The organism is Pseudomonas marvdashtae, from assembly GCF_014268655.2.
GTDB lineage: Bacteria > Pseudomonadota > Gammaproteobacteria > Pseudomonadales > Pseudomonadaceae > Aquipseudomonas > Aquipseudomonas marvdashtae.
Genome location: NZ_JABWQX020000001.1, coordinates 3,619,793 through 3,637,685 on the forward strand (window position 1 = coordinate 3,619,793; position 17,893 = coordinate 3,637,685).

The window sequence follows — 17,893 nt, forward strand, 5'->3', positions numbered from 1 at the left end:
TCTATATTGAAGGAGTTGTCCCTGCCGAGCATCCCCATGGCCGTTACCGACCGACTGATCATTTGTGAGCATTGCGATGCGGTATACGAGCCGGTTGCGCTGGTCCCGCATCAAAAAGCCATGTGTTTGCAATGCCACGCGGTGATCCAGCGGTACAACGGCCTGAGCATTGAACAGCGCCTGGCCTTGAGCATCACTGCGGCGGTGCTGTGGACCTTCGCCAATGTGTATCCGGTGATGAGCATCCGGCTCCAGGGCCTGAGCAACAGCGCTACGTTGTGGGATTCCGTCTTGGCCCTGAGCCAGGGACCCATCACCTTCATCGCCCTGGTGGCTGCGGTCGCGATCATCATTGCTCCCGCCCTCCAACTTGCGCTGTTGCTATGGGTATTGGGCTACGCCCATGCCAATCGACGGGCACCCGCCTTCAACCTGTGCATGCGCAGCCTGGAAACCCTGCGACCGTGGAGCATGCTGGAGGTGTGCCTGCTGGGTGCGCTGGTAGCCGTCATCAAGCTTGCCGGGTTGCTCGACGTGCTGCCAGGCATCGGCCTGTTCGCCCTGGCCGTCTTGAGCCTGCTGATGATCCGTATTGCCGGTCGTGATATCCGCGACCTATGGGACAGCCTGTGAACGCTACACTGCGGGAAAACCCGCCCCGAGCCAGGGATTTCAACCTGTGCCTGTGCCACAGCTGCGGCCTGGCCTGCGACATGACCAACGAGCCCGAGGCCTGCCCGCGCTGCGATGCCGCCCTGCACCGGCGCAAACCCGATACCCTCACCCGCACTTGGGCCTACATGCTGGCGGCGCTGGTGTTCTACATCCCGGCCAACCTGCTACCGGTCATGAATACCCAGATGCTCGGCGACGGCGCGGACAGCACTATCATCAGCGGCGTCCTCGAGTTCTGGCACAGTGGTGCCTGGGACATCGCGCTGATCATCTTCATCGCCAGCATCGCGGTCCCCGGCATCAAGTTCGTCGTGCTGACGCTCTTGCTGGTGACCGTGCAACGCCGCAGCAACTGGGCCCAGGTCCAGCGCGCCAAGCTGTACCGGCTGGTCGAGATCATCGGCTACTGGTCGATGCTTGACGTGCTGGTGGTGGCCCTGGTGGCGGCGCTGGTGAAGTTCCAGGCCCTGAGCGACATCGAACCGCGACCGGGAATTCTGTTCTTCGGCCTCGTGGTGCTGTTTACCATGCTGTCGGCCATGAGTTTCGACCCACGGCTGATCTGGGATACCCAACCCTGCGAGGAGCTCGTGGATGAAGTCGCAAGCCACTGACGGACAGCCCACACCGGGCCGTGCCCATGTCACCACCCGTCGTTGGTCGGTCTCGCTGGTGTGGATCGTGCCGATCATCGCGGTGCTGGTGGGCGTATCCCTGGTGGTCCACAACTGGCTGCAGGAAGGGCCGACCATCACTATCACCTTCAAGACAGGTGAAGGCCTGACCGCCAACAAGACCCCGGTCAAATACCGCAATGTGGTGATCGGCCAGGTCACCGACGTGCAACTGAGCGACGATCAGAAAAACGTCACTGCCACGGTCAAGCTGGCCAAGACTGCCGACACCTTTACCCACGAAGACTCGGTGTTCTGGGTGGTGAGGCCGCGCATCGGCGCGGGCGGGATTTCCGGGATCGACACCTTGCTCTCGGGGGATTTCATCGGCGCCGACGCCGGGCATTCGAAGGTGCGCGCCAAAGCCTTTACCGGCCTGGAGGCGCCGCCGCCGATCACCTACGGCGAACCGGGCAAGCGCTTTACCCTGCACTCCCAGGACCTCGGCTCGCTGGACATCGGCTCGCCGGTGTACCTGCGCAAGATTCCGGTGGGCCAAGTGGTGTCCTACGCACTCGACGCCGATGGCAAAGGCGTCAACATCGAAGTGTTCATCAACGCGCCAAACGATGCCTACGTCACCGAGAACACCCGGTTCTGGAACGTCAGCGGCGTGGACGTCAACGTCGGCGCCAATGGTTTCGCGGTCAAGACCGAGTCCCTTTCCGCCTTGCTGGTTGGCGGCATTGCCTTCCGGGCTCCGGAATACAGCCCCAACGATATACCCGCTGCCGAAAGCAAGAACTTCGAGCTGTTCGCCGACCAGGAGAGCGCCCTGGCGCCGCCCAGTGGCAAGGCGCAATACCTGGCCCTGCGCTTTGACCAGGCCTTGCGTGGCTTGCGCGTCGGCGCACCGGTGGAGTTCCTCGGGATCGAGATTGGCCGGGTGGTCGCCATGAACCTGGACTTCGATGAGAAACAGCGCACATTCCCCGTCAACGTGGGAATCGTGATCTACCCACAATTGCTCGGCAAGGCCCATGAAAAACTGCTCAAGTCGCTCAACCACGATCCGGAAGACGAAGCCGCCGCTGCCCGCCTGGTCGGCAGTTTCGTTGAACGGGGCCTGCGCGCCCAGGCTCGCAGCGGCAACCTGCTGACCGGGCAGTTGTACATTTCGCTGGATTTTTACCCCAAGGCTGAAAAAGTCGCCTTCGACTCCTCCGCCCGGCCGCTCCGGATCCCGACCATTCCCGGCAGCCTCCAGCAGTTGCAGGAACAACTCCAGACGGTGGTCGAGCGAATCAACAAGCTGCCCCTGGAAAGCATCGCCAGCAACCTGGACGGTAACCTGGTGGAGCTGCGCAAAGGCTTGTCGCAATTCAACAACAAGACCCTCCCGGGCGTGCAAAACACCTTGCAGGACGTGAGCAAGACCTTGCAATCGGCAAACTCGACCCTGGCCGAGGACTCTCCCCAGCGTGAACAGTTGACCGAGACCCTCGATGACTTGGGGCGGATGTCACGATCGCTGCGCGAGCTGTCCGACTACCTGAGCCGTCACCCTGAATCGCTGCTGCGCGGTCGTCCGAAGGACGCTCCGGCGCAGAATCTGACCTTTCCGGTGAAAGAATGATCACAGGAGCACGCTTGATGCCGCTGACGCTGAAATGCTCGTTGATTGCCTTGGCGTTGCTGCTCGGTGCCTGCCGCAGCGACCCTATCCACTATCACACCCTGAGCCCGGCCCAGCCGGGCGGCTTGGCCCACGCCAGCGAGGACATCCAGATCGAGCACGTCAGTGTTCCTCCCCAGGTGGATCGCACCCAAATGGTCATCCGCCAAGGCGACAGCGGGTTGGCCATCCTCGAAACCGAATGGTGGGGTTCCAGCCTGGCAGATGAGCTTCGCAGCAGCCTTGACGAACAACTGAGCAACCCCGGGGCCCCGAAGCGGCTGTTGCGGGTAGATGTACAACGCTTCGACTCGATCCCTGGGCGCTATGCCCGCATGGACGTGCAATGGCGTTTGCGCAACCTTGGCGACGACGTTCGTACCCTCACCTGCCGCAGCAGCCTGCAGACACCGGCGGCGGGCAGTATTGACGACTTGGTGAAGAGCCATCAGAACAACGTCCGGCAGTTCGTCGCCCTGGTCAGGCAAGCCGCCTCTGGTCACGCATGCCCTTGATCACTGCGGCCAATGCAATGACAGCACTGGTGCGATCCGCGGATGGTGGTCGATGCGCTCCAGCAGGCCATAGAACTCAGGGCGAGCGCTGAGCATCGCTTCGCGCGTGTCGACCCACTTGGTGATCACCGCCGCCAGGATATCCAGCGCCCCGGGCTCGGCCCCACAAAGGAAAGGGGTCGCCGGGAACTGGTCGGCAAACAATGCCCAGTTGCGATACAAGCGTTGTTTCGTGCCCGCCACCAGTCGCTCTTGGGTAGCCTCGTCGCCGTCAGGCAGCCAGCGTTGTGGAAAATCGATGATGCCAATGGGCGTGTAGCAATTGGCGGCGATATACACCAGTCCGCGGATGATTTGCGCGCGACGGACCGGGTCTTCCGGGAGCAGTTTCGATTCCGGAAAAGACAAGCCCAGGTGAATCAGAATCGCTGCCGCCTCGGTCAGCACCGAGCCATCCGCCAGTTGCAGGGTCGGGACCTGCTTCTGCGGATTTAATGCCTCGAGCTCTTTTGCCGCCTCGTCGTCCTCAGTCGAATAGGTATCCACCCGGCGGTAAGGCACGCCGCACAGCGCCAGGGCAATCTCCACGGCCGAGGAACCGGACTGGCTGTGGCCGAATAACTGATACATGTCGTTTGCCTCCTGCGAAGGGATTCTGCCGGTAGAGCCCCGCTTGCCTATTCATGTTCCATCAACCTGACCGACAGCCAGCCAACCAGCTATCACCGCTGTCGATGTTCACCATCACGTCAATGAAGTTCTCACAATCAGTGCCCGGCGCAACAATGAGCCCACACCCAATAACTGCAACCCCGGAGCACACCACCATGAAACGCCAAATCATTCTCAGCGTCGCTTTCTCGGTTCTGGCAGCCAACGTATTCGCCGCCTCTTCCCACCCGATCGTTGCCGAAGGCGGCTCCGATCGTTTGATCGAAAACCGTGTTGCCGAAGGCGGTGCCGATCGCCTGCTGGAACGCCGCGTTGCCGAAGGCGGCTCCGATCGTTTGATCGAAAACCGTGTTGCCGAAGGCGGTGCCGATCGCCTGCTGGAACGCCGCGTCGCTGAAGGTGGCTCCGACCGCCTGATCGAAAACCGTGTTGCCGAAGGCGGTGCCGATCGCCTGCTGGAACGCCGCGTTGCCGAAGGTGGCTCCGATCGTTTGATCGAAAACCGTGTTGCCGAAGGCGGTGCCGATCGCCTGCTGGAACGCCGCGTCGCTGAAGGTGGCTCCGATCGTCTGGCTCAGAACCGTGCATGAGTTGCCTGACTGCGGCACCTGAGGAAGCCTCACGTAATGTTCAACACGATCCGTGGCGAGGACGACAGCTCGCCACGCTAACCCAGGTAGCATTGAAGCCCCCCCACTAAAAGCCCGGCCTTATCCGCCGGGCTTTTTCGTACTCATCCTGTTAGCGACCCGCAGACCGCGCCATGCACCGCTGGTAACGTTCGTCCACTCGTTTGGCAAACCAGGCGGTGGTCAGCTTGCGGGTAATCTTCGGGCTCTTGAGCACAATGCCCGGCAATATCGCCCTGGGCAGCGGCTTGCCCTCAGCCTTTTCCGCCAATTCGAACACACCCTTGTAGAGTTTGCTGTCCTCGAACGCCAGGCTGTCACCCAACTCCAATTGATTACGAATGGTCGGGTTGCGCATCCCCAATGACCTGCCCAACGTGCGCACCGCCAGTTCCGTGCTGCCGGGCATGATCGAATCGGGGAGGATCAAATCACCGTCCAAGGCCAAGGAAATGCCCGAAGCGCGACTCACGGCGTGCTGGAAAGCCGCGTTGCGGCTGGCGTACCACCCGGCGTTGAAGTCGGCGAAACGGTACAACGGCTCGGTGTAGCTGACGGGATACCCCAATAAGTGCGCGATACCGAAATACATCCCGCCGCGACGACTGAACACTTCGCGACGAATCGAGCCATCCACGGTATAGGGATAATCGCGCGCGTTGGCCTGGGCGAAGGCGATGCTGACTTGCATCGGCCCACCCGTGTGAACCGGATTGAAGCCGTCAAACAGCGTCTTGCCCAACGGCACCATGCTGATGAAGTCATCAAAAATCGCGCTGAGTTCTTTCTCGCTTCGCGCCGCATTGAGTCGATCGCTGTAGCTTTTGCCATTAGGCGAGCGCATCTGGAGCGCGCCGCTGACCAGCAGTCCGGGAATATGCACTTTCGCCGCGCGACGGTCGATTTCCTGACGGGCAATCTTACCCAGTCCCGGCACAGCCGGGTCGGCCTGGAAGGTTGATTCCTGTTCGGTCACGGCAAGCACCGAACAGATATTTTGCGTCGTGGCCGGGATCTGCTGTGCCGAAAACGCCACATAGATGTCCGTGGCCCAGCCTTCCCGATCAGCAGTCTTGGCCGGCAATAGCCGAACGATCTGCGCCTTGACTTCGGCTGGCTGGCGCTCAGGCTCTTGGACCTGTCGGCTGCCGCAGCCAGCCAGTGCCAGCAGTGCGGTGAGACTGATCATCAATCGAGTGAATTGCATGGTGCTCCGTCAGATCCAGTGTTCGGGAGCAACCATACGATCAAAAGCCAGCAGAAATCCAATGGGACGCGATGTCGGGTCAGATCCCGCTCAACGCCAGGTCCATCGCAAAATAGGTGAAAATCAGGTCTGCTCCGGCACGCTTGATCGCGCCAAGGCTTTCCCGGACCACGCGAGCCTCGTCGATGGCGCCAGCCTGGGCGGCGAACTTGATCATCGCGTATTCGCCGCTGACCTGGTAAGCCGACAACGGCAGGTTCGAGGCCTGGCGAATGTCGCGAATGATATCGAGGTAGGCACCGGCCGGCTTGACCATCAGTGCGTCGGCGCCCTCTTGTTCATCAAGCAACGACTCGCGCAGCGCCTCGCGACGGTTCATCGGGTTCATCTGATAACTTTTGCGGTCGCCTTTCAAAGCGCTGCCGCCTGCTTCGCGAAACGGGCCGTACAACGCCGAGGCGAATTTGGTCGAGTAGGCCATGATTGCCGTCTGGCTGAAGCCCGCGTCATCCAAAGCCTTGCGGATGGCCTGGACTTGCCCGTCCATGGCCGCAGACGGCGCGATGACATCGGCACCCGCGCGTGCGGCCGCCACGGCTTGCTTGCCGAGGTTGACCAAGGTCCGATCGTTATCCACTTCGTGGCCGTGCAGGACGCCGCAGTGACCATGATCGGTGTATTCACAGAAGCAGGTATCGGACATCACGACCATTTCCGGCACGGCATCCTTGCAGATTCCGGCCATGCGCGAGACCAGGCCACGCTCGCTCCACGTGTCGCTACCGTCGCTGTCCAAGTGATGGGAAACGCCAAACGTCATCACCGACTTGATGCCAGCGCGGGCGTACCGCTCAATCTCACCGGCCAGCTTGGATTCCGGAATGCGCGCCACGCCCGGCATGCTCTTGATCGGCACGAAGTCACTGATTTCTTCTTCGACAAATATAGGCAGCACCAGGTCGTTCAAGGTGAACTCGGTTTCCTGGAACAGGCTGCGCAAGCTGGCGTTGCGGCGCAGACGGCGTGGACGCGCTTCGGGGAACTGGCTGGACATGGGACTCCTGGGTAGACGATTGATCGCGAGGCAAAGCTTATGCCCTGACCCGGCAGGGCACAAACGCCGGCAACAGAACAGAGTATTACCCGCGCCGCAATAATCCGCCTACAACGTCAACGAGCCATTGATGCACGTCACCACCGCGCCACCAATCCAGACTTCTTCGCCAATCTGCTCGACATGAATCCGCCCGGCCCGGCCCATGGTCAGCCCCTGGCTGACCACATAGGAGGACGGCGCCAAACCCTCGCCCAGCATCCATTGGGCGAGCCCGGCGTTCAGGCTGCCCGTGGCTGGATCCTCCGGCATGCCGTCACCGGCAATGAAACCGCGCACTTCGAACTGCGCGGCGTCGCCATCCACGGCGGGGTTCCAAGGCGCGATCACGCCCACGGCCAGATCCAGCAATTGATGATAATCGGGCTTCAATGCCAGGACTTGCTGGCGGTCCTTGAGCATCAAGGCCAGCCAGCCGGCGCCGTTATCGACCCATTGCGCGGCGACAATCGCCTCGGCCGCCAGGCCAAGCCCACTGCGTACCCGTTCCACCAATCCGGCTTCCAGCGGGCCGGACTTGACCAGGGGCGGCGCCAGGAACGCCAGCCCGTAATCGCTGCGGCGGATCCTCACCAGCCCAACGCCACACTCCTGCACGATCTCCGGCCCTTTCGGAACCCCTCCGGCCTCCAGCCATGCATGGCAGCTGCCAAGGGTCGGATGTCCAGCGAATGGCAACTCGGTCATTGTTGTGAATATACGCACCCGGTAATCGGCTTCCGGGTGCCGGGGCGCCAGCAGGAACGTGGTCTCACTGAGGTTGGTCCAGTTGGCGAAAGCGCTCATGCGCTCATCGGTGAGGCCATCGGCACCCAGCACCACCGCCAGCGGATTGCCCTTGAGCGGCGTCTCGCTGAAGACATCCAACTGCTTGAAATCGAATCGGCGGGTCATCGGCGGCATCACTCAGGAATCTTCAAGCCGCGCGCCACTGCCGGGCGCGCCAGGAACCGCTCCAACACCCGAGTCACGTTGGGGAAATCGTGGATGCCCACCAGATCACCGGCCTCGTAAAAGCCGATCAGGTTGCGCACCCACGGGAATGTCGCGATATCGGCGATGGTGTAACGCTCGCCCATGATCCAGTCCCGCCCTTGCAGGCGCCCGTCGAGCACCTTGAGCAGGCGCTTGCTTTCCTCGACGTAACGATCGCGGGGACGCTTATCTTCGTAGTCCTTGCCGGCGAATTTGTTGAAGAAGCCCAACTGGCCGAACATCGGACCGATACCGCCCATCTGAAACATCAACCACTGGATCGTCTCGTAGCGCGCCGCCGACTCCTGGGCCAGCAGTTGGCCGCTCTTGTCTGCGAGGTAAATCAGGATCGCTCCTGACTCGAACAACGCCAGCGGCTGATCCCCAGGCCCATGGGGGTCGAGGATGGCCGGGATCTTGTTGTTGGGGTTCAGGGACAGGAATTCGGGGGACAGCTGGTCGTTGCTGGCAAAGTCGACCTTGTGCGGCTCGTAGGGCAGGCCGGTCTCTTCCAGCATGATCGAGACCTTCACCCCGTTGGGGGTCGGCAGCGAGTAGAGCTGGATCCACTCCGGGTACTGGGCGGGCCATTTTTGGGTGATGGGAAACGGGGTCAGGTTGGGCATAACGTGGATTCCAAGTGTCAGCCAGAAAGCTGAAGCATAAATCAGCTGATGGGGTTTTGGTGCCTCAATCATGCCCCCCTGCAAGGGACCGGACTGCCTGTTCTTAAAACCGCAACATCCTGTCGCTAACATTCGCCCCACCTGCCGGAAGGACGCCGCTACAGTGCATGGCGCCGGCCAGGATCGAACCAAAGGGCAGAAAGGGACTCAGAGAAGTGCCCCGAGGAATCGAAGCGGCGTAACGACATGGAAAACACCCGAGCCACAAGCTCCGCGGTGCCGAGGTTTGTCAGCCTGAATCGAGAAGACCGAAGACACCTATTCCATGATGACCCCACAGAGATTCACCGGTTACCTCAAACGCCGTTCGTGGTTGATGCTACCGACGTTGCTTGTGGCCTGTGGCCTGGTGCTGTCGCTGGAGTCCAGCGTGAGTCGCGCCCAGCCCGCCGATGGCGTCCAGACCCTGGTGTTCCTGCGTCATGCCGAAAAACCTGCCGGCGGGCTCGGCCAGCTCAATTGCCAGGGGCTGAACCGGGCCATCGACCTGGCGACCCTGCTGCCGGAAAAATTCGGCAAGGCCGACTATGTGTTCGCGGCCAACCCGACTCGAAACGTCGAAGAGGGTGAGCTGGATAATTCCTACAGCTATATTCGCCCGCTGATGACCATCAGCCCCAGCGCCATCAAGCTCGGGTTGCCGGTGAACATCGAATATTCGGCCAACGACACCAGCGACCTGGCTGACGAGTTGCTGCATGACAAGTACCACAACTCCACCATCTACACCGCCTGGTCCCACGGCTACCTGCCGGAACTGATCAATAAAGTCGCGGGTGAAGCGATGGGCAAGCGCCAGACAATCACCGATGACTGGGCATCGAGTGATTTCGATTCGCTGTATGTGCTGACCCTGACCTGGCACAACGGCAAGGCCAGCCTCACCAGCCAAAGCTACAAGCAAGGGCTGGACAACGGGCAAGAGACTTGCCCGACCTGACCTGATGGCCGTTTCCATGGGCAAAGCACCCGTGGAAACGAGCCCGCCAGCGCCTGCTTCGGCTCGGCGGGATGATGAGCGTCGAGTTCATCCTTGCCGAGCAGCGCGCTCACGCAAATACGCCAATACCGCCGCGTGCTCTCCGGCAAATTCGATTCGCCCGCCCTTCTTCTCCCGCTGGAACACATACATCGGGTCGTAATATTCACGCAGCAGGCCGTCGATCCAGCCGCGATGCAAGTCGACGGCGCCGGTACTGGCCTGCTCGGCCAGGGCTGCTTCCATGATGTCCATCAATCGCCGATGACGATCGCCACCCAGGCGCTTGTGAATATTGTCCAGGCTCGCGAGCAGCCGTTCGGAAAACAGCGAGAACCCTTCATCGCCATGCACGTCGATAAATTCGGCGCACAGGTTGACCACGTAGTCGCGCAGGATCCGCTCGACCCGCCGCTCCAGGCTGTCTTCAAGCCAAACCATCGGCACCTGCTGCATACGCTGGTACAAAGGTAATGGGACGGCGCAACTGCCAACCATGCGGCTTTCATCTTCCAGCACGAATTGCTCGATGCCGGCGGCACGCTTTTTCAGCACATCCACCGCCAACAGGTTCTCGAAATCGATGTTGGATGGCTGCCCGGTGGCGCGCTTGCCGAAACTTGAACCGCGATGGTTGGCATAGCCTTCCAGGTCAAGGGCATTGTCCAGTCGGGCCAGCACTTCCGTCTTGCCGGTGCCGGTCATGCCGCCCAGCAGGACCAGGTCGCACTGGGCAGCGGCCTGCTCGACCGTTTCAAGCAGGAATGTGCGCATGGCCTTGTAGCCGCCGCCGACCCTGGGATAGTCGATGCCCGCCTCGTCCTTGAGCCATTGCTGGACGATTTGCGAGCGTAAGCCTCCACGGAAGCAATACAACACTCCATCGGGATGGGACCGGGCGAAATCTGCCCAGGCCTGGATGCGCTGGGCCTTGGTTTCACCGGATACCAGTTGGTGGCCCAAGACAATAGCAGCCTGTTGGCCCTGCTGTTTGTAACAGGTGCCGACACGTTGGCGCTCGATGTCGGTCATCAAGGGCAGATTGATCACGCCGGGGAACGCGCCCTTGTGAAATTCGATGGGCGCGCGGGTGTCCATCATCGGACGATCGTTGAGAAAAATGTCGCGGTAATCGGTAATGTCGTTGGGCATCAAGACACCTCGACCGCGTAGCTCTGTCGCTCGACCAGCTCACCGATCGGCGCCAGCGCAAGACCCAGTTCGGCGGCAACCGCGAGGAATTGTTCGTTGCCCTCGGGGGTGACGGCGACCAGCAGGCCGCCGCTGGTCTGCGGGTCGCACAGCACGCGCTTGTGCAGTTCCTGGACACGTCCGACCTTGCTGGCGTAGCTGTCGTAGTTGCGTAGCGTGCCGCCCGGCACGCAGCCCTGATCGAGATAATACTCAACCCCCGGCAAGCGCGGCACCGCGTCATAGCGAATGCGGGCGGTGAGCTGGCTGCCGTCAGCCATTTCCACCAAATGCCCGAGCAAGCCGAAACCAGTGACATCAGTCATCGCCGTCACGCCATCGAGCTTGCCGAAACGGCTGCCGGGTTTGTTGAGGGTGCACATCCAGTCCCGGGCCAGGCCAACGTCGGCGGCGCGCAACTTGCCTTTCTTTTCCGCGGTCGTGAGGATGCCGATGCCCAACGGTTTGGTCAGGTACAACAGGCAACCGGCGGTGGCGGTGTCGTTGCGTTTCATGTGGCGCTTTTGCACCAGGCCCGTGACCGCCAGGCCGAACATCGGCTCCGGCGCGTCAATCGAATGTCCACCGGCCAGGGGAATGCCCGCCTCGTCACACACCGACCGACCACCACGAATCACCTCCCTGGCGATTTCCGGGGCCAGGACATTGACCGGCCAACCGAGAATGGCGATGGCCATCAGCGGATCACCGCCCATGGCATAGATGTCGCTGATGGCGTTGGTGGCGGCGATGCGACCGAAGTCGAACGGATCGTCGACGATGGGCATGAAGAAATCGGTGGTCGAGACCACGCCGCGCTCTTCGTCGATGGCATAGACCGCCGCATCGTCACGGGAGGCGTTGCCCACCCATAGCAGCGGGTCAAGGTTCTGCGCACCGCTGCCGGCCAGAATCACCTCCAGGACCTGGGGCGAGATCTTGCAGCCGCAACCGGCACCGTGGCTGTACTGGGTCAGGCGAATCGGCTCGCTCATGGGCATACCTCTCGTAAGTCAAGGTGGGCGATTCTACCAGCAACGCCCACCGTTCACCGCCCGCGTCGCGATCGATCGCCGGCCATCCAACGGAATTTTTCCGCGGCTGGAGGACTCACTTGATTAGAACCAGACACTCTTCCCGGGAGATTGCCGATGCCAACCGCCAGCAACCACCTTGATTACGGTCTCGATACGCTGTTCGGCCGCGAGACCAAAAGCGTCGACTGTCAATTCGACGTCAAGCGCCTCGATGACGGTGAGCCGCCATGGTTTGCCCTGCATGTACGCCCACCGCTGCCGGAAGACCTGGCGAAAGCCCAAATCGTGGTGTTCAGCGCCGAAGGCCGACGCGTCAGTGGCATTGTCCGACGCACCGAGCACCTGGCCGATGACAGCCTGCAACTGGACGTCGAACCCGCCTGAACCGTTCAGGTGCGCCGCGTATTGCTGCGGTACATGAACACCAGCGCCAGTGCCAGGCAGGCCATGGCCAAGAGGCGGCTGGCGGACAGCTCGATGGCCGGGTTGCCCAGCCAGCCAAAGTTGTCGATCAGCATGCCCATGCCCAGTTGCCCGGTGATGACTGCCACCGTTGCCACCGCCGTACCGATGCGCGGCACGGCCCCGACCATGACAATCATGTAGACGACGCCGAACAATGCGCCGCCCAGTTGCCATTTGGGCACGTCCAGCAGGCTGACCGCGTGAGCCGGCTCGAAAAAGACGATCAGCAGACCCGTGACCACGGTGCCCACGACGAAGGTCAGCAGGCTACTGCGCAACACGCCGACCGTCTGGCCCAGGCGGCCATTGACCGCCGCTTGCACACTCAACACCGCACCGGCGGCGACCACCACTAACAATAAAAAGAATGCGCTCATATCAACCTCGGGCAATCAGGACAAGGGCCACGACAATCAACGCCAATGCCAGCCAGCGCTCGCCGTTGACCCGCTTTCGGCTCGTGCCGAACCAACCGAAATGGTCAATCAGCACGCTTTTGCCGACTTGGCCGGAGAGGATCGCGATCATGGTCATGGCGACGCCGATATGCGGGGTGGCCAGCGTCAGCACGACCACGTAGATCGGCCCCAACAAGCCGCCGATCAGTTGCCAGCGTGGAAGCTCGTTCAGCGCCGGACCTTGTTGCGGACCGCTGAACAGCAGCAGCAGGAACAACAGCGCCGAGCCGACGCCAAAGATGCTCAGCGTTGCCCATAAATGACCGACCTGGACACCGAGCGGCCCCAACAGCCCGGCTTCTACCGACAAGCCCATGCCTGCGAGGATGACCAGCGGCAGCAATAGCCAGCGCAGGAACGCTCGTGGTTGTGTGGCCGTCGTCATGGACGCGGCCCCGTTGGTGGAGGTTGATTGCATTGGATGACCTGCCTGGAAACGAGATGACGGCTATTATCGGCTGGCGCCGATGTGCGATAAATGGGAGCATCCCGACAACACTTTTGCGCACTACGCACAGCGGACGCATCTCATGCACGGCCTCAACGACTTGGGTTTCAAGGCGCTACGATTGTTCGTCGCGGTGCTCGATCACGGCAGTTTTTCGGAAGTGGCACGGCGCGAAGGACTGGCCCCCTCCTCGATTTCCCGGCAGATCCAGTTGATGGAACAGGCGCTGAACCAGCAGTTGCTGTATCGCCATACCCGTGCTGTCACGCCCACCGAAGCCGGCCGCCTGCTTGGGCATCATGCGCGCCTGGTGCTGGTCCAATTGGAGGAAGCTGAACAGGCCCTGCAAGAACAGCACAGCGAACCCGCGGGCCTGGTGCGGATCAACGCTCCCGTGGTGTTTGGCCAACGTCACCTGACACCATGGCTGGGCCAATTGTGCGAACGCTACCCCAAGCTGCAATTGGATATCCAACAGACCGACAGTTACATCGACCCACTGCAGGAAGGCGCCGACCTGCTCTTTCGCATCGGCCCGCTGCACGACTCCGGCATGCAGGCGCGGATTGTCGCGCCGCACCGTTTCCAGATTGCCGCCAGCCCCACCTACCTGGCCCGCCACGGCACGCCGCGCAAGCCTCAGGACCTCGCCGCTCACCAATGCCTTGCCTATAAAGGCGTGGCCGGTCAACAACGTTGGTTTTTCCGCAAGTCGGGTCAAGCCTGGACGCCCTACAGCGTCAGGGGACCGATCACTGGCAACCACGCCGACACCTTGACCCAGGCCGCCGAGCAAGGCCTTGGCCTGGTGATGTTTCCGTCGTGGCTGATCGGCGAAGCCGTGCGCAACGGCACGCTGGTGCCGGTCCTGGCAGATTACGAAACGTCCAACAGCCTCGAACCCCAGCAGATCGCCATTCTCTGGCCCGGCAGCCGACGCCTGTCGGTGAAGGTCCGCACGGTGATCGACTTTTTCCTGGAGTGTTTCGGCGAAGTGCCGTATTGGGATCGTCCTTGAAATCGCGAGCGGCGCCATCGAACTTGACCCGATTGGAATCGGTCTTGCGCTGGAACCCGAGGCAACGCCCATGGGATGATCGGCCCTCAAGCACGACCATCCGTGGAGAGTTTCAATGTCATCGCTGCGTAAACAAGCCGCCACCCTGTTGCTGACGGCGATCGCCAGCCTGGTCGTATTGCCTGCCCTGGCCGCTCAGCCCAAAGCCGCGGCGCAGGCGCCGGCCCAGAAGATTTCGATGCTCGGCGGCAAATTCAGCTTCACCTTGCCCGAGGGTTTCATCGCCACCCCTCTGTCCGCCGGTGACGCGGCCCAGGGCACCGCCGGAGCGACCGGTACGATGTACAGCAATGCCACCACCCGAACGGTGGTGATCACCGCCGAAAACGCCCTGATCAATGGCACAACGGTGAAGGATAATGACGGTACGTTCCTCGACACCTCCATGGCGGATTTCGCCGCCCAGAAAAACAAGACGCTGGCCGACGTCAAGATACTGAGCGAAAAGAGCCTGACCCTAAAAACCTCCGGCCTGGGCCTGCGCCAGCTCGACACCCGCGCCATCCAGGGCGGCGGGCCAACCCTCGACACGACCTTGCTGGGCGCCTCCGATACGCGCATGGCGGTGGTGCAGGTCATTTCCAGGGCCAGCGATAGCGCCGGTCACGAGGCTTTGGTGAAGCAGATCGTCAGCGGAAAGTGACGGGCGTGACGTTCATGGGTTAAGCCGCTCCAGCCAGGCTCGTAGATCCTTCACTTCCAGCGCGCTGATGTTGTGGCCGAGGCCCGGATACGCGTGAAATTCAGGCTCAAGAGCCAGGGTCTTGAGAAACGTGTCGGCGTCGGTGCCGTCATGATAGGGAATGATCGGGTCCGCCGTGCCGTGCCCGATGAACACGGCCAGCGCCCGCCGCGATTCGTCTGGCGTCAGTTCAGCCCGCAGCACCGACAGGACGCGCCCGCCCATCGCGGCGATGCCGCCAACGGCTTCGGGGTGTCGCAGCGCCACTTCATAACTCATCATCGCGCCCTGGCTGAAACCCACCAGGTACACACTGCTCGCATCAGTGGGGTACTTGGCCCGGGCCTTTTCGATGAAATCCAACAGCATCTGGCCGCTGGCCTTCAGGTCTGACGTGTCACCGTCATAGGCGCCCTCGCCTTTCTTGGCAAACCACTGGTAACGCCCCGGTTCCATGGACTTGGGCGCCCGTACCGAGAGGTAGTTGTAGTGCTTGGGCAACTCGTCTGCGAGCGACAGCAGGTCTTCTTCGTTACTGCCCGAACCGTGCAGGAAAATCACCAGCGGCCGGTTCCTGGCCTGCTCATCGGCGCGAGCCAGGTAATTGAGCGGCAAGTCCGTGTGCAGCGCAGGTTGGGCCTGCACGCCGGCGGATACCAGCAGCATGAACAGGGCGAACGCTTTAAGCATCTGTCTTCCTCCATCGAGTGATAACCGCACGTAAACGACCCGTGCGGTGAGGTAGACAGCACTTCTCAGTCGTTGATCAATTTGCCCGTGCGAATCGGCTCGCGCCCGGCGATTTTTGCCTGCCAAACGCCCGGCTGGGTGTAGCGTCCGCGATCCAGGGCAAACAGTACCCCGCTGGTTCCGGCTCGAACAACGGTTACCTGGTCATTCAACGGATCGACCACTTCAAACAGCGGATCGCCGCGTTCGACCCACTCCCCCGCCTCGCGCAGAAAACTCACCACGCCATGATGCGGCGCGAACAGGTATTGGGTGCCCTCGAACGGGAAACCTTCGCAGCATTGCGCTGGCGCAGCCGGCCAGTCGCCGCCAATAAAGCCCTGTTCAGCCAGGAATCCAAGGATGGCTTGGCAATTGGCCTGGGCCTGATCGACTCGGGTGTCGCTCATGCTGCCCAGTTCCAGCGTCGTCGCCAGGTTGGCCGCCGGGATGGCCGCATTCGGGAAAATCCTCGCCAGGCGCAACCAGGGCGTGGAGCAGGACTCGTCGAACGAGCTGCCACCGGAATCTTCGCATAACAACGCCACCCTGGCCTTCAGCCGCGCAGCCAGTGAGCGCCATTGCGGCCATTGTTGTGGCAAGGCATACAGATGGATCGCGGCCTCGAAATCACAATGAAGGTCCAGGGTGACGTCGGCGTCGCAGGCATGGCGAAGCAACAACCGATGCAGTCCTTCGAGTTGCGAAGGCGCCGCGGGCAAGTCATCGAGGACCTCGACCATCGTCTGGCGGATCAAGGTGATATTGGCAGCGAGATCATCCCCCAGGCGGCCCCCGATGCGCTCCGCCACCGGGGCGCTGAGTTCGACGAAGGAACGGTTGAAATTCTTGCCGCTGCCCAGTTCGAAGCGCCCCATGTGGGCACTTTGCAGGTGCTGGTCAAGGCCTATGGGATTGGCCACCGGCACGAGCTCGATGACGCCCTTGAGCAGCCCTTGGGTCTCAAGGTCGTTGAGTTGCTGTTTCAACTCCCAGGCCGTGCGCATGCCCGGCAGTTCATCGGCGTGCAAACTGGCCTGGATGTATGCCTTGCGCGGACCGTGGCCGTAACGAAACACACTGAGCCGGCGCTCCGTGCCTAAATGGCTCCACGGCAGGATATGGTCGATGCGTTGCATAGTCTCTCCCGGATAACGGTTTTCGACAGGCGCAGGGTAAAACAATCGCCCATGAAAAAGGTGGCCGGCCGGGTCAACGGCGGGCCACCTGGTTGCTTCAGCGATTAATGCCCGTAGACGTCAAAGGCGAAGTATTTGTCCTGCACTTTCTTGTAGGTGCCGTTGGCGCGGATTTCGGTGATGGCGGCGTTGAATTTCTCGGCCAGGGCCTTATCACCCTTGCGCACCGCAATGCCGGCGCCGCCGCCGAAGTATTTGGCATCTTCATAGGTCGGCCCTACGAAGGCAAAGCCCTTGCCAGCGTCGGTTTTCAGGAAACCTTCGTCGAGGTTGACCGAGTCGGCCAGCATGGCGTCGAGGCGACCGGCGACCATGTCCAGGTTGGCTTCCTGCTGGGAGCTGTAGCGCACCAGGTTGATCCCCGCCGGCACCAGCACTTCGGTAGCGAAGCGGTCATGGGTACTGGCGCGCAGCACACCGACTTTCTTGCCTTTGAGCTCGGTCAGCGGATCCTTGACGTCGGTGCCTTCCTTCATCACGAAACGCGCCGGGGTATGGTAGTACTTGATGGTGAAGTCGACGTTTTTCTTGCGGTCGTCGGTGATGGTCATCGACGACAGGATGGCGTCGATCTTCTTGACCTTCAACGCTGGAATCAACCCGTCGAACTCTTGCTCGACCCAGGTGCATTTGACCTTCATCTGTTCGCACAGCGCGTCGCCGATGTCCACGTCGAAGCCGGCCAGCTTGCCGTCGGGGGTCTTCATCGAAAAGGGCGGATAGCCTGCCTCGATCCCGAGGCGGATCGGCTTGGCGTCTTCGGCCACGGCCGAAAGGGACAACACGGACAGTGCCAGGGCACCGAACATGACTAGCTTCTTCATTTTTGCTCCTGAGTGCGCAGGTTTTCTTGATGTTATTGGCA

At 61.5% G+C, this 17,893-nt stretch carries 21 protein-coding genes; 9 read left to right on the forward strand and 12 right to left on the reverse strand.

What is annotated here, in order from left to right; translation table 11 throughout:
- Nucleotides 1–36: 36 nt before the first annotated feature.
- Genes HU742_RS16230 through HU742_RS16245 form a run of 4 tightly spaced genes read left to right on the forward strand, consistent with a single transcriptional unit; the run spans nt 37 to nt 3,479 of the window.
- Nucleotides 37–633, forward strand: a complete 597-nt coding sequence (locus HU742_RS16230) for a paraquat-inducible protein A (protein ID WP_186643219.1) — start codon at nt 37–39, stop codon at nt 631–633.
- Nucleotides 618–1,289 carry a paraquat-inducible protein A gene (locus tag HU742_RS16235; RefSeq protein ID WP_186640277.1) on the forward strand — a complete coding sequence of 224 codons (672 nt, stop codon included), beginning with the start codon at nt 618–620 and terminating at the stop codon, nt 1,287–1,289. The genes HU742_RS16230 and HU742_RS16235 overlap by 16 nt, the downstream gene beginning before the upstream one ends.
- Nucleotides 1,270–2,925, forward strand: a complete 1,656-nt coding sequence (locus HU742_RS16240; protein ID WP_186640275.1) for a PqiB family protein — start codon at nt 1,270–1,272, stop codon at nt 2,923–2,925. The genes HU742_RS16235 and HU742_RS16240 overlap by 20 nt, the downstream gene beginning before the upstream one ends.
- A 17-nt stretch (nt 2,926–2,942) precedes the next feature.
- A complete protein-coding gene (locus tag HU742_RS16245) occupies nt 2,943–3,479 on the forward strand; it encodes a PqiC family protein (protein WP_186643218.1) in 537 nt (178 codons plus the stop codon).
- Here HU742_RS16245 and HU742_RS16250 read toward each other — a convergent pair whose 3' ends face one another.
- The gene (locus tag HU742_RS16250) at nt 3,480–4,109 is read right to left on the reverse strand and encodes a glutathione S-transferase family protein (RefSeq protein WP_186640271.1); all 630 of its coding nucleotides are present in this window, start codon (nt 4,107–4,109) and stop codon (nt 3,480–3,482) included. It lies immediately after the preceding gene.
- A gap of 197 nt (nt 4,110–4,306) precedes the next feature.
- Here HU742_RS16250 and HU742_RS16255 point away from each other — a divergent pair, with 197 nt between their 5' ends.
- The gene (locus HU742_RS16255) at nt 4,307–4,741 is read left to right on the forward strand and encodes a phage infection protein (protein ID WP_186643217.1); all 435 of its coding nucleotides are present in this window, start codon (nt 4,307–4,309) and stop codon (nt 4,739–4,741) included.
- Between the two features lie 151 nt (nt 4,742–4,892).
- On the opposite strand, the gene HU742_RS16260 is transcribed toward HU742_RS16255, so the two are convergent.
- From HU742_RS16260 to HU742_RS16275, 4 genes are all read right to left on the reverse strand, one after another.
- Nucleotides 4,893–5,987: a DUF1615 domain-containing protein gene (locus HU742_RS16260; protein WP_186643216.1), complete on the reverse strand. Its 1,095-nt coding sequence runs from the start codon at nt 5,985–5,987 to the stop codon at nt 4,893–4,895.
- 79 nt (nt 5,988–6,066) lie between these two features.
- On the reverse strand, nt 6,067–7,041 hold the full coding sequence (hemB, locus tag HU742_RS16265) for a porphobilinogen synthase (RefSeq protein WP_186640267.1): 975 nt from the start codon (nt 7,039–7,041) through the stop codon (nt 6,067–6,069).
- A 108-nt stretch (nt 7,042–7,149) separates the two neighbouring features.
- Entirely contained in the window at nt 7,150–7,995 is an 846-nt protein-coding gene (locus HU742_RS16270; protein ID WP_186643215.1) for a PhzF family phenazine biosynthesis protein, read from the reverse strand.
- 8 nt (nt 7,996–8,003) lie between these two features.
- On the reverse strand, nt 8,004–8,702 hold the full coding sequence (locus tag HU742_RS16275; protein WP_186643214.1) for a glutathione binding-like protein: 699 nt from the start codon (nt 8,700–8,702) through the stop codon (nt 8,004–8,006).
- Nucleotides 8,703–9,027: 325 nt separating this feature from the next.
- On the opposite strand from HU742_RS16275, the gene HU742_RS16280 reads away from it, so the two are divergent.
- Nucleotides 9,028–9,702 carry a histidine phosphatase family protein gene (locus tag HU742_RS16280; protein ID WP_186643213.1) on the forward strand — a complete coding sequence of 225 codons (675 nt, stop codon included), beginning with the start codon at nt 9,028–9,030 and terminating at the stop codon, nt 9,700–9,702.
- A gap of 87 nt (nt 9,703–9,789) precedes the next feature.
- Here HU742_RS16280 and mnmH read toward each other — a convergent pair whose 3' ends face one another.
- Together mnmH and selD are read right to left on the reverse strand one after the other, a co-directional pair.
- Nucleotides 9,790–10,893, reverse strand: coding sequence for a tRNA 2-selenouridine(34) synthase MnmH (mnmH, locus tag HU742_RS16285; protein ID WP_186640259.1), 1,104 nt, complete (start codon nt 10,891–10,893; stop codon nt 9,790–9,792).
- Nucleotides 10,893–11,927, reverse strand: a complete 1,035-nt coding sequence (gene selD / locus HU742_RS16290) for a selenide, water dikinase SelD (protein WP_186640257.1) — start codon at nt 11,925–11,927, stop codon at nt 10,893–10,895. The genes mnmH and selD overlap by 1 nt, the downstream gene beginning before the upstream one ends.
- A gap of 156 nt (nt 11,928–12,083) precedes the next feature.
- Here selD and HU742_RS16295 point away from each other — a divergent pair, with 156 nt between their 5' ends.
- The gene (locus HU742_RS16295) at nt 12,084–12,353 is read left to right on the forward strand and encodes a hypothetical protein (protein WP_186640255.1); all 270 of its coding nucleotides are present in this window, start codon (nt 12,084–12,086) and stop codon (nt 12,351–12,353) included.
- 5 nt (nt 12,354–12,358) lie between these two features.
- Here the strand turns inward: HU742_RS16295 and HU742_RS16300 are convergent, their stop codons facing one another.
- Both HU742_RS16300 and HU742_RS16305 read right to left on the reverse strand, forming a co-directional pair.
- Nucleotides 12,359–12,811: a DMT family transporter gene (locus HU742_RS16300; RefSeq protein WP_186643212.1), complete on the reverse strand. Its 453-nt coding sequence runs from the start codon at nt 12,809–12,811 to the stop codon at nt 12,359–12,361.
- A gap of 1 nt (nt 12,812) precedes the next feature.
- Nucleotides 12,813–13,277, reverse strand: a complete 465-nt coding sequence (locus HU742_RS16305) for a DMT family transporter (protein ID WP_437179886.1) — start codon at nt 13,275–13,277, stop codon at nt 12,813–12,815.
- 145 nt (nt 13,278–13,422) lie between these two features.
- On the opposite strand from HU742_RS16305, the gene HU742_RS16310 reads away from it, so the two are divergent.
- Together HU742_RS16310 and HU742_RS16315 are read left to right on the forward strand one after the other, a co-directional pair.
- Nucleotides 13,423–14,358: a LysR family transcriptional regulator gene (locus tag HU742_RS16310; protein ID WP_186643211.1), complete on the forward strand. Its 936-nt coding sequence runs from the start codon at nt 13,423–13,425 to the stop codon at nt 14,356–14,358.
- Between the two features lie 115 nt (nt 14,359–14,473).
- Nucleotides 14,474–15,061: a DcrB/PsbP domain-containing protein gene (locus HU742_RS16315; RefSeq protein WP_186643210.1), complete on the forward strand. Its 588-nt coding sequence runs from the start codon at nt 14,474–14,476 to the stop codon at nt 15,059–15,061.
- 12 nt (nt 15,062–15,073) lie between these two features.
- Here HU742_RS16315 and HU742_RS16320 read toward each other — a convergent pair whose 3' ends face one another.
- The 3 genes from HU742_RS16320 to HU742_RS16330 all read right to left on the reverse strand — a co-directional run bounded on the left by HU742_RS16320 (nt 15,074) and on the right by HU742_RS16330 (nt 17,852).
- Nucleotides 15,074–15,790, reverse strand: a complete 717-nt coding sequence (locus HU742_RS16320) for an alpha/beta hydrolase (RefSeq protein WP_186640245.1) — start codon at nt 15,788–15,790, stop codon at nt 15,074–15,076.
- Nucleotides 15,791–15,855: 65 nt separating this feature from the next.
- Nucleotides 15,856–16,968: a M14 family metallopeptidase gene (locus HU742_RS16325; protein ID WP_186643209.1), complete on the reverse strand. Its 1,113-nt coding sequence runs from the start codon at nt 16,966–16,968 to the stop codon at nt 15,856–15,858.
- 104 nt (nt 16,969–17,072) lie between these two features.
- Nucleotides 17,073–17,852, reverse strand: coding sequence for an ABC transporter substrate-binding protein (locus HU742_RS16330; RefSeq protein WP_186643208.1), 780 nt, complete (start codon nt 17,850–17,852; stop codon nt 17,073–17,075).
- Between the last annotated feature and the right edge of the window lie 41 nt (nt 17,853–17,893).

Bases quoted from the DNA above. Each gene is read 5' to 3' on its own strand.
- HU742_RS16230 (WP_186643219.1), top strand. From the start codon at position 37: ATGGCCGTTACCGACCGACTGATCATTTGTGAGCATTGCGATGCGGTA.
- HU742_RS16235 (WP_186640277.1), top strand. From the start codon at position 618: ATGGGACAGCCTGTGAACGCTACACTGCGGGAAAACCCGCCCCGAGCC.
- HU742_RS16240 (WP_186640275.1), top strand. From the start codon at position 1,270: ATGAAGTCGCAAGCCACTGACGGACAGCCCACACCGGGCCGTGCCCAT.
- HU742_RS16245 (WP_186643218.1), top strand. From the start codon at position 2,943: ATGCCGCTGACGCTGAAATGCTCGTTGATTGCCTTGGCGTTGCTGCTC.
- HU742_RS16250 (WP_186640271.1), bottom strand. From the start codon at position 4,109: ATGTATCAGTTATTCGGCCACAGCCAGTCCGGTTCCTCGGCCGTGGAG.
- HU742_RS16255 (WP_186643217.1), top strand. From the start codon at position 4,307: ATGAAACGCCAAATCATTCTCAGCGTCGCTTTCTCGGTTCTGGCAGCC.
- HU742_RS16260 (WP_186643216.1), bottom strand. From the start codon at position 5,987: ATGCAATTCACTCGATTGATGATCAGTCTCACCGCACTGCTGGCACTG.
- hemB (WP_186640267.1), bottom strand. From the start codon at position 7,041: ATGTCCAGCCAGTTCCCCGAAGCGCGTCCACGCCGTCTGCGCCGCAAC.
- HU742_RS16270 (WP_186643215.1), bottom strand. From the start codon at position 7,995: ATGACCCGCCGATTCGATTTCAAGCAGTTGGATGTCTTCAGCGAGACG.
- HU742_RS16275 (WP_186643214.1), bottom strand. From the start codon at position 8,702: ATGCCCAACCTGACCCCGTTTCCCATCACCCAAAAATGGCCCGCCCAG.
- HU742_RS16280 (WP_186643213.1), top strand. From the start codon at position 9,028: ATGATGACCCCACAGAGATTCACCGGTTACCTCAAACGCCGTTCGTGG.
- mnmH (WP_186640259.1), bottom strand. From the start codon at position 10,893: ATGCCCAACGACATTACCGATTACCGCGACATTTTTCTCAACGATCGT.
- selD (WP_186640257.1), bottom strand. From the start codon at position 11,927: ATGAGCGAGCCGATTCGCCTGACCCAGTACAGCCACGGTGCCGGTTGC.
- HU742_RS16295 (WP_186640255.1), top strand. From the start codon at position 12,084: ATGCCAACCGCCAGCAACCACCTTGATTACGGTCTCGATACGCTGTTC.
- HU742_RS16300 (WP_186643212.1), bottom strand. From the start codon at position 12,811: ATGAGCGCATTCTTTTTATTGTTAGTGGTGGTCGCCGCCGGTGCGGTG.
- HU742_RS16305 (WP_437179886.1), bottom strand. From the start codon at position 13,277: ATGACGACGGCCACACAACCACGAGCGTTCCTGCGCTGGCTATTGCTG.
- HU742_RS16310 (WP_186643211.1), top strand. From the start codon at position 13,423: ATGCACGGCCTCAACGACTTGGGTTTCAAGGCGCTACGATTGTTCGTC.
- HU742_RS16315 (WP_186643210.1), top strand. From the start codon at position 14,474: ATGTCATCGCTGCGTAAACAAGCCGCCACCCTGTTGCTGACGGCGATC.
- HU742_RS16320 (WP_186640245.1), bottom strand. From the start codon at position 15,790: ATGCTTAAAGCGTTCGCCCTGTTCATGCTGCTGGTATCCGCCGGCGTG.
- HU742_RS16325 (WP_186643209.1), bottom strand. From the start codon at position 16,968: ATGCAACGCATCGACCATATCCTGCCGTGGAGCCATTTAGGCACGGAG.
- HU742_RS16330 (WP_186643208.1), bottom strand. From the start codon at position 17,852: ATGAAGAAGCTAGTCATGTTCGGTGCCCTGGCACTGTCCGTGTTGTCC.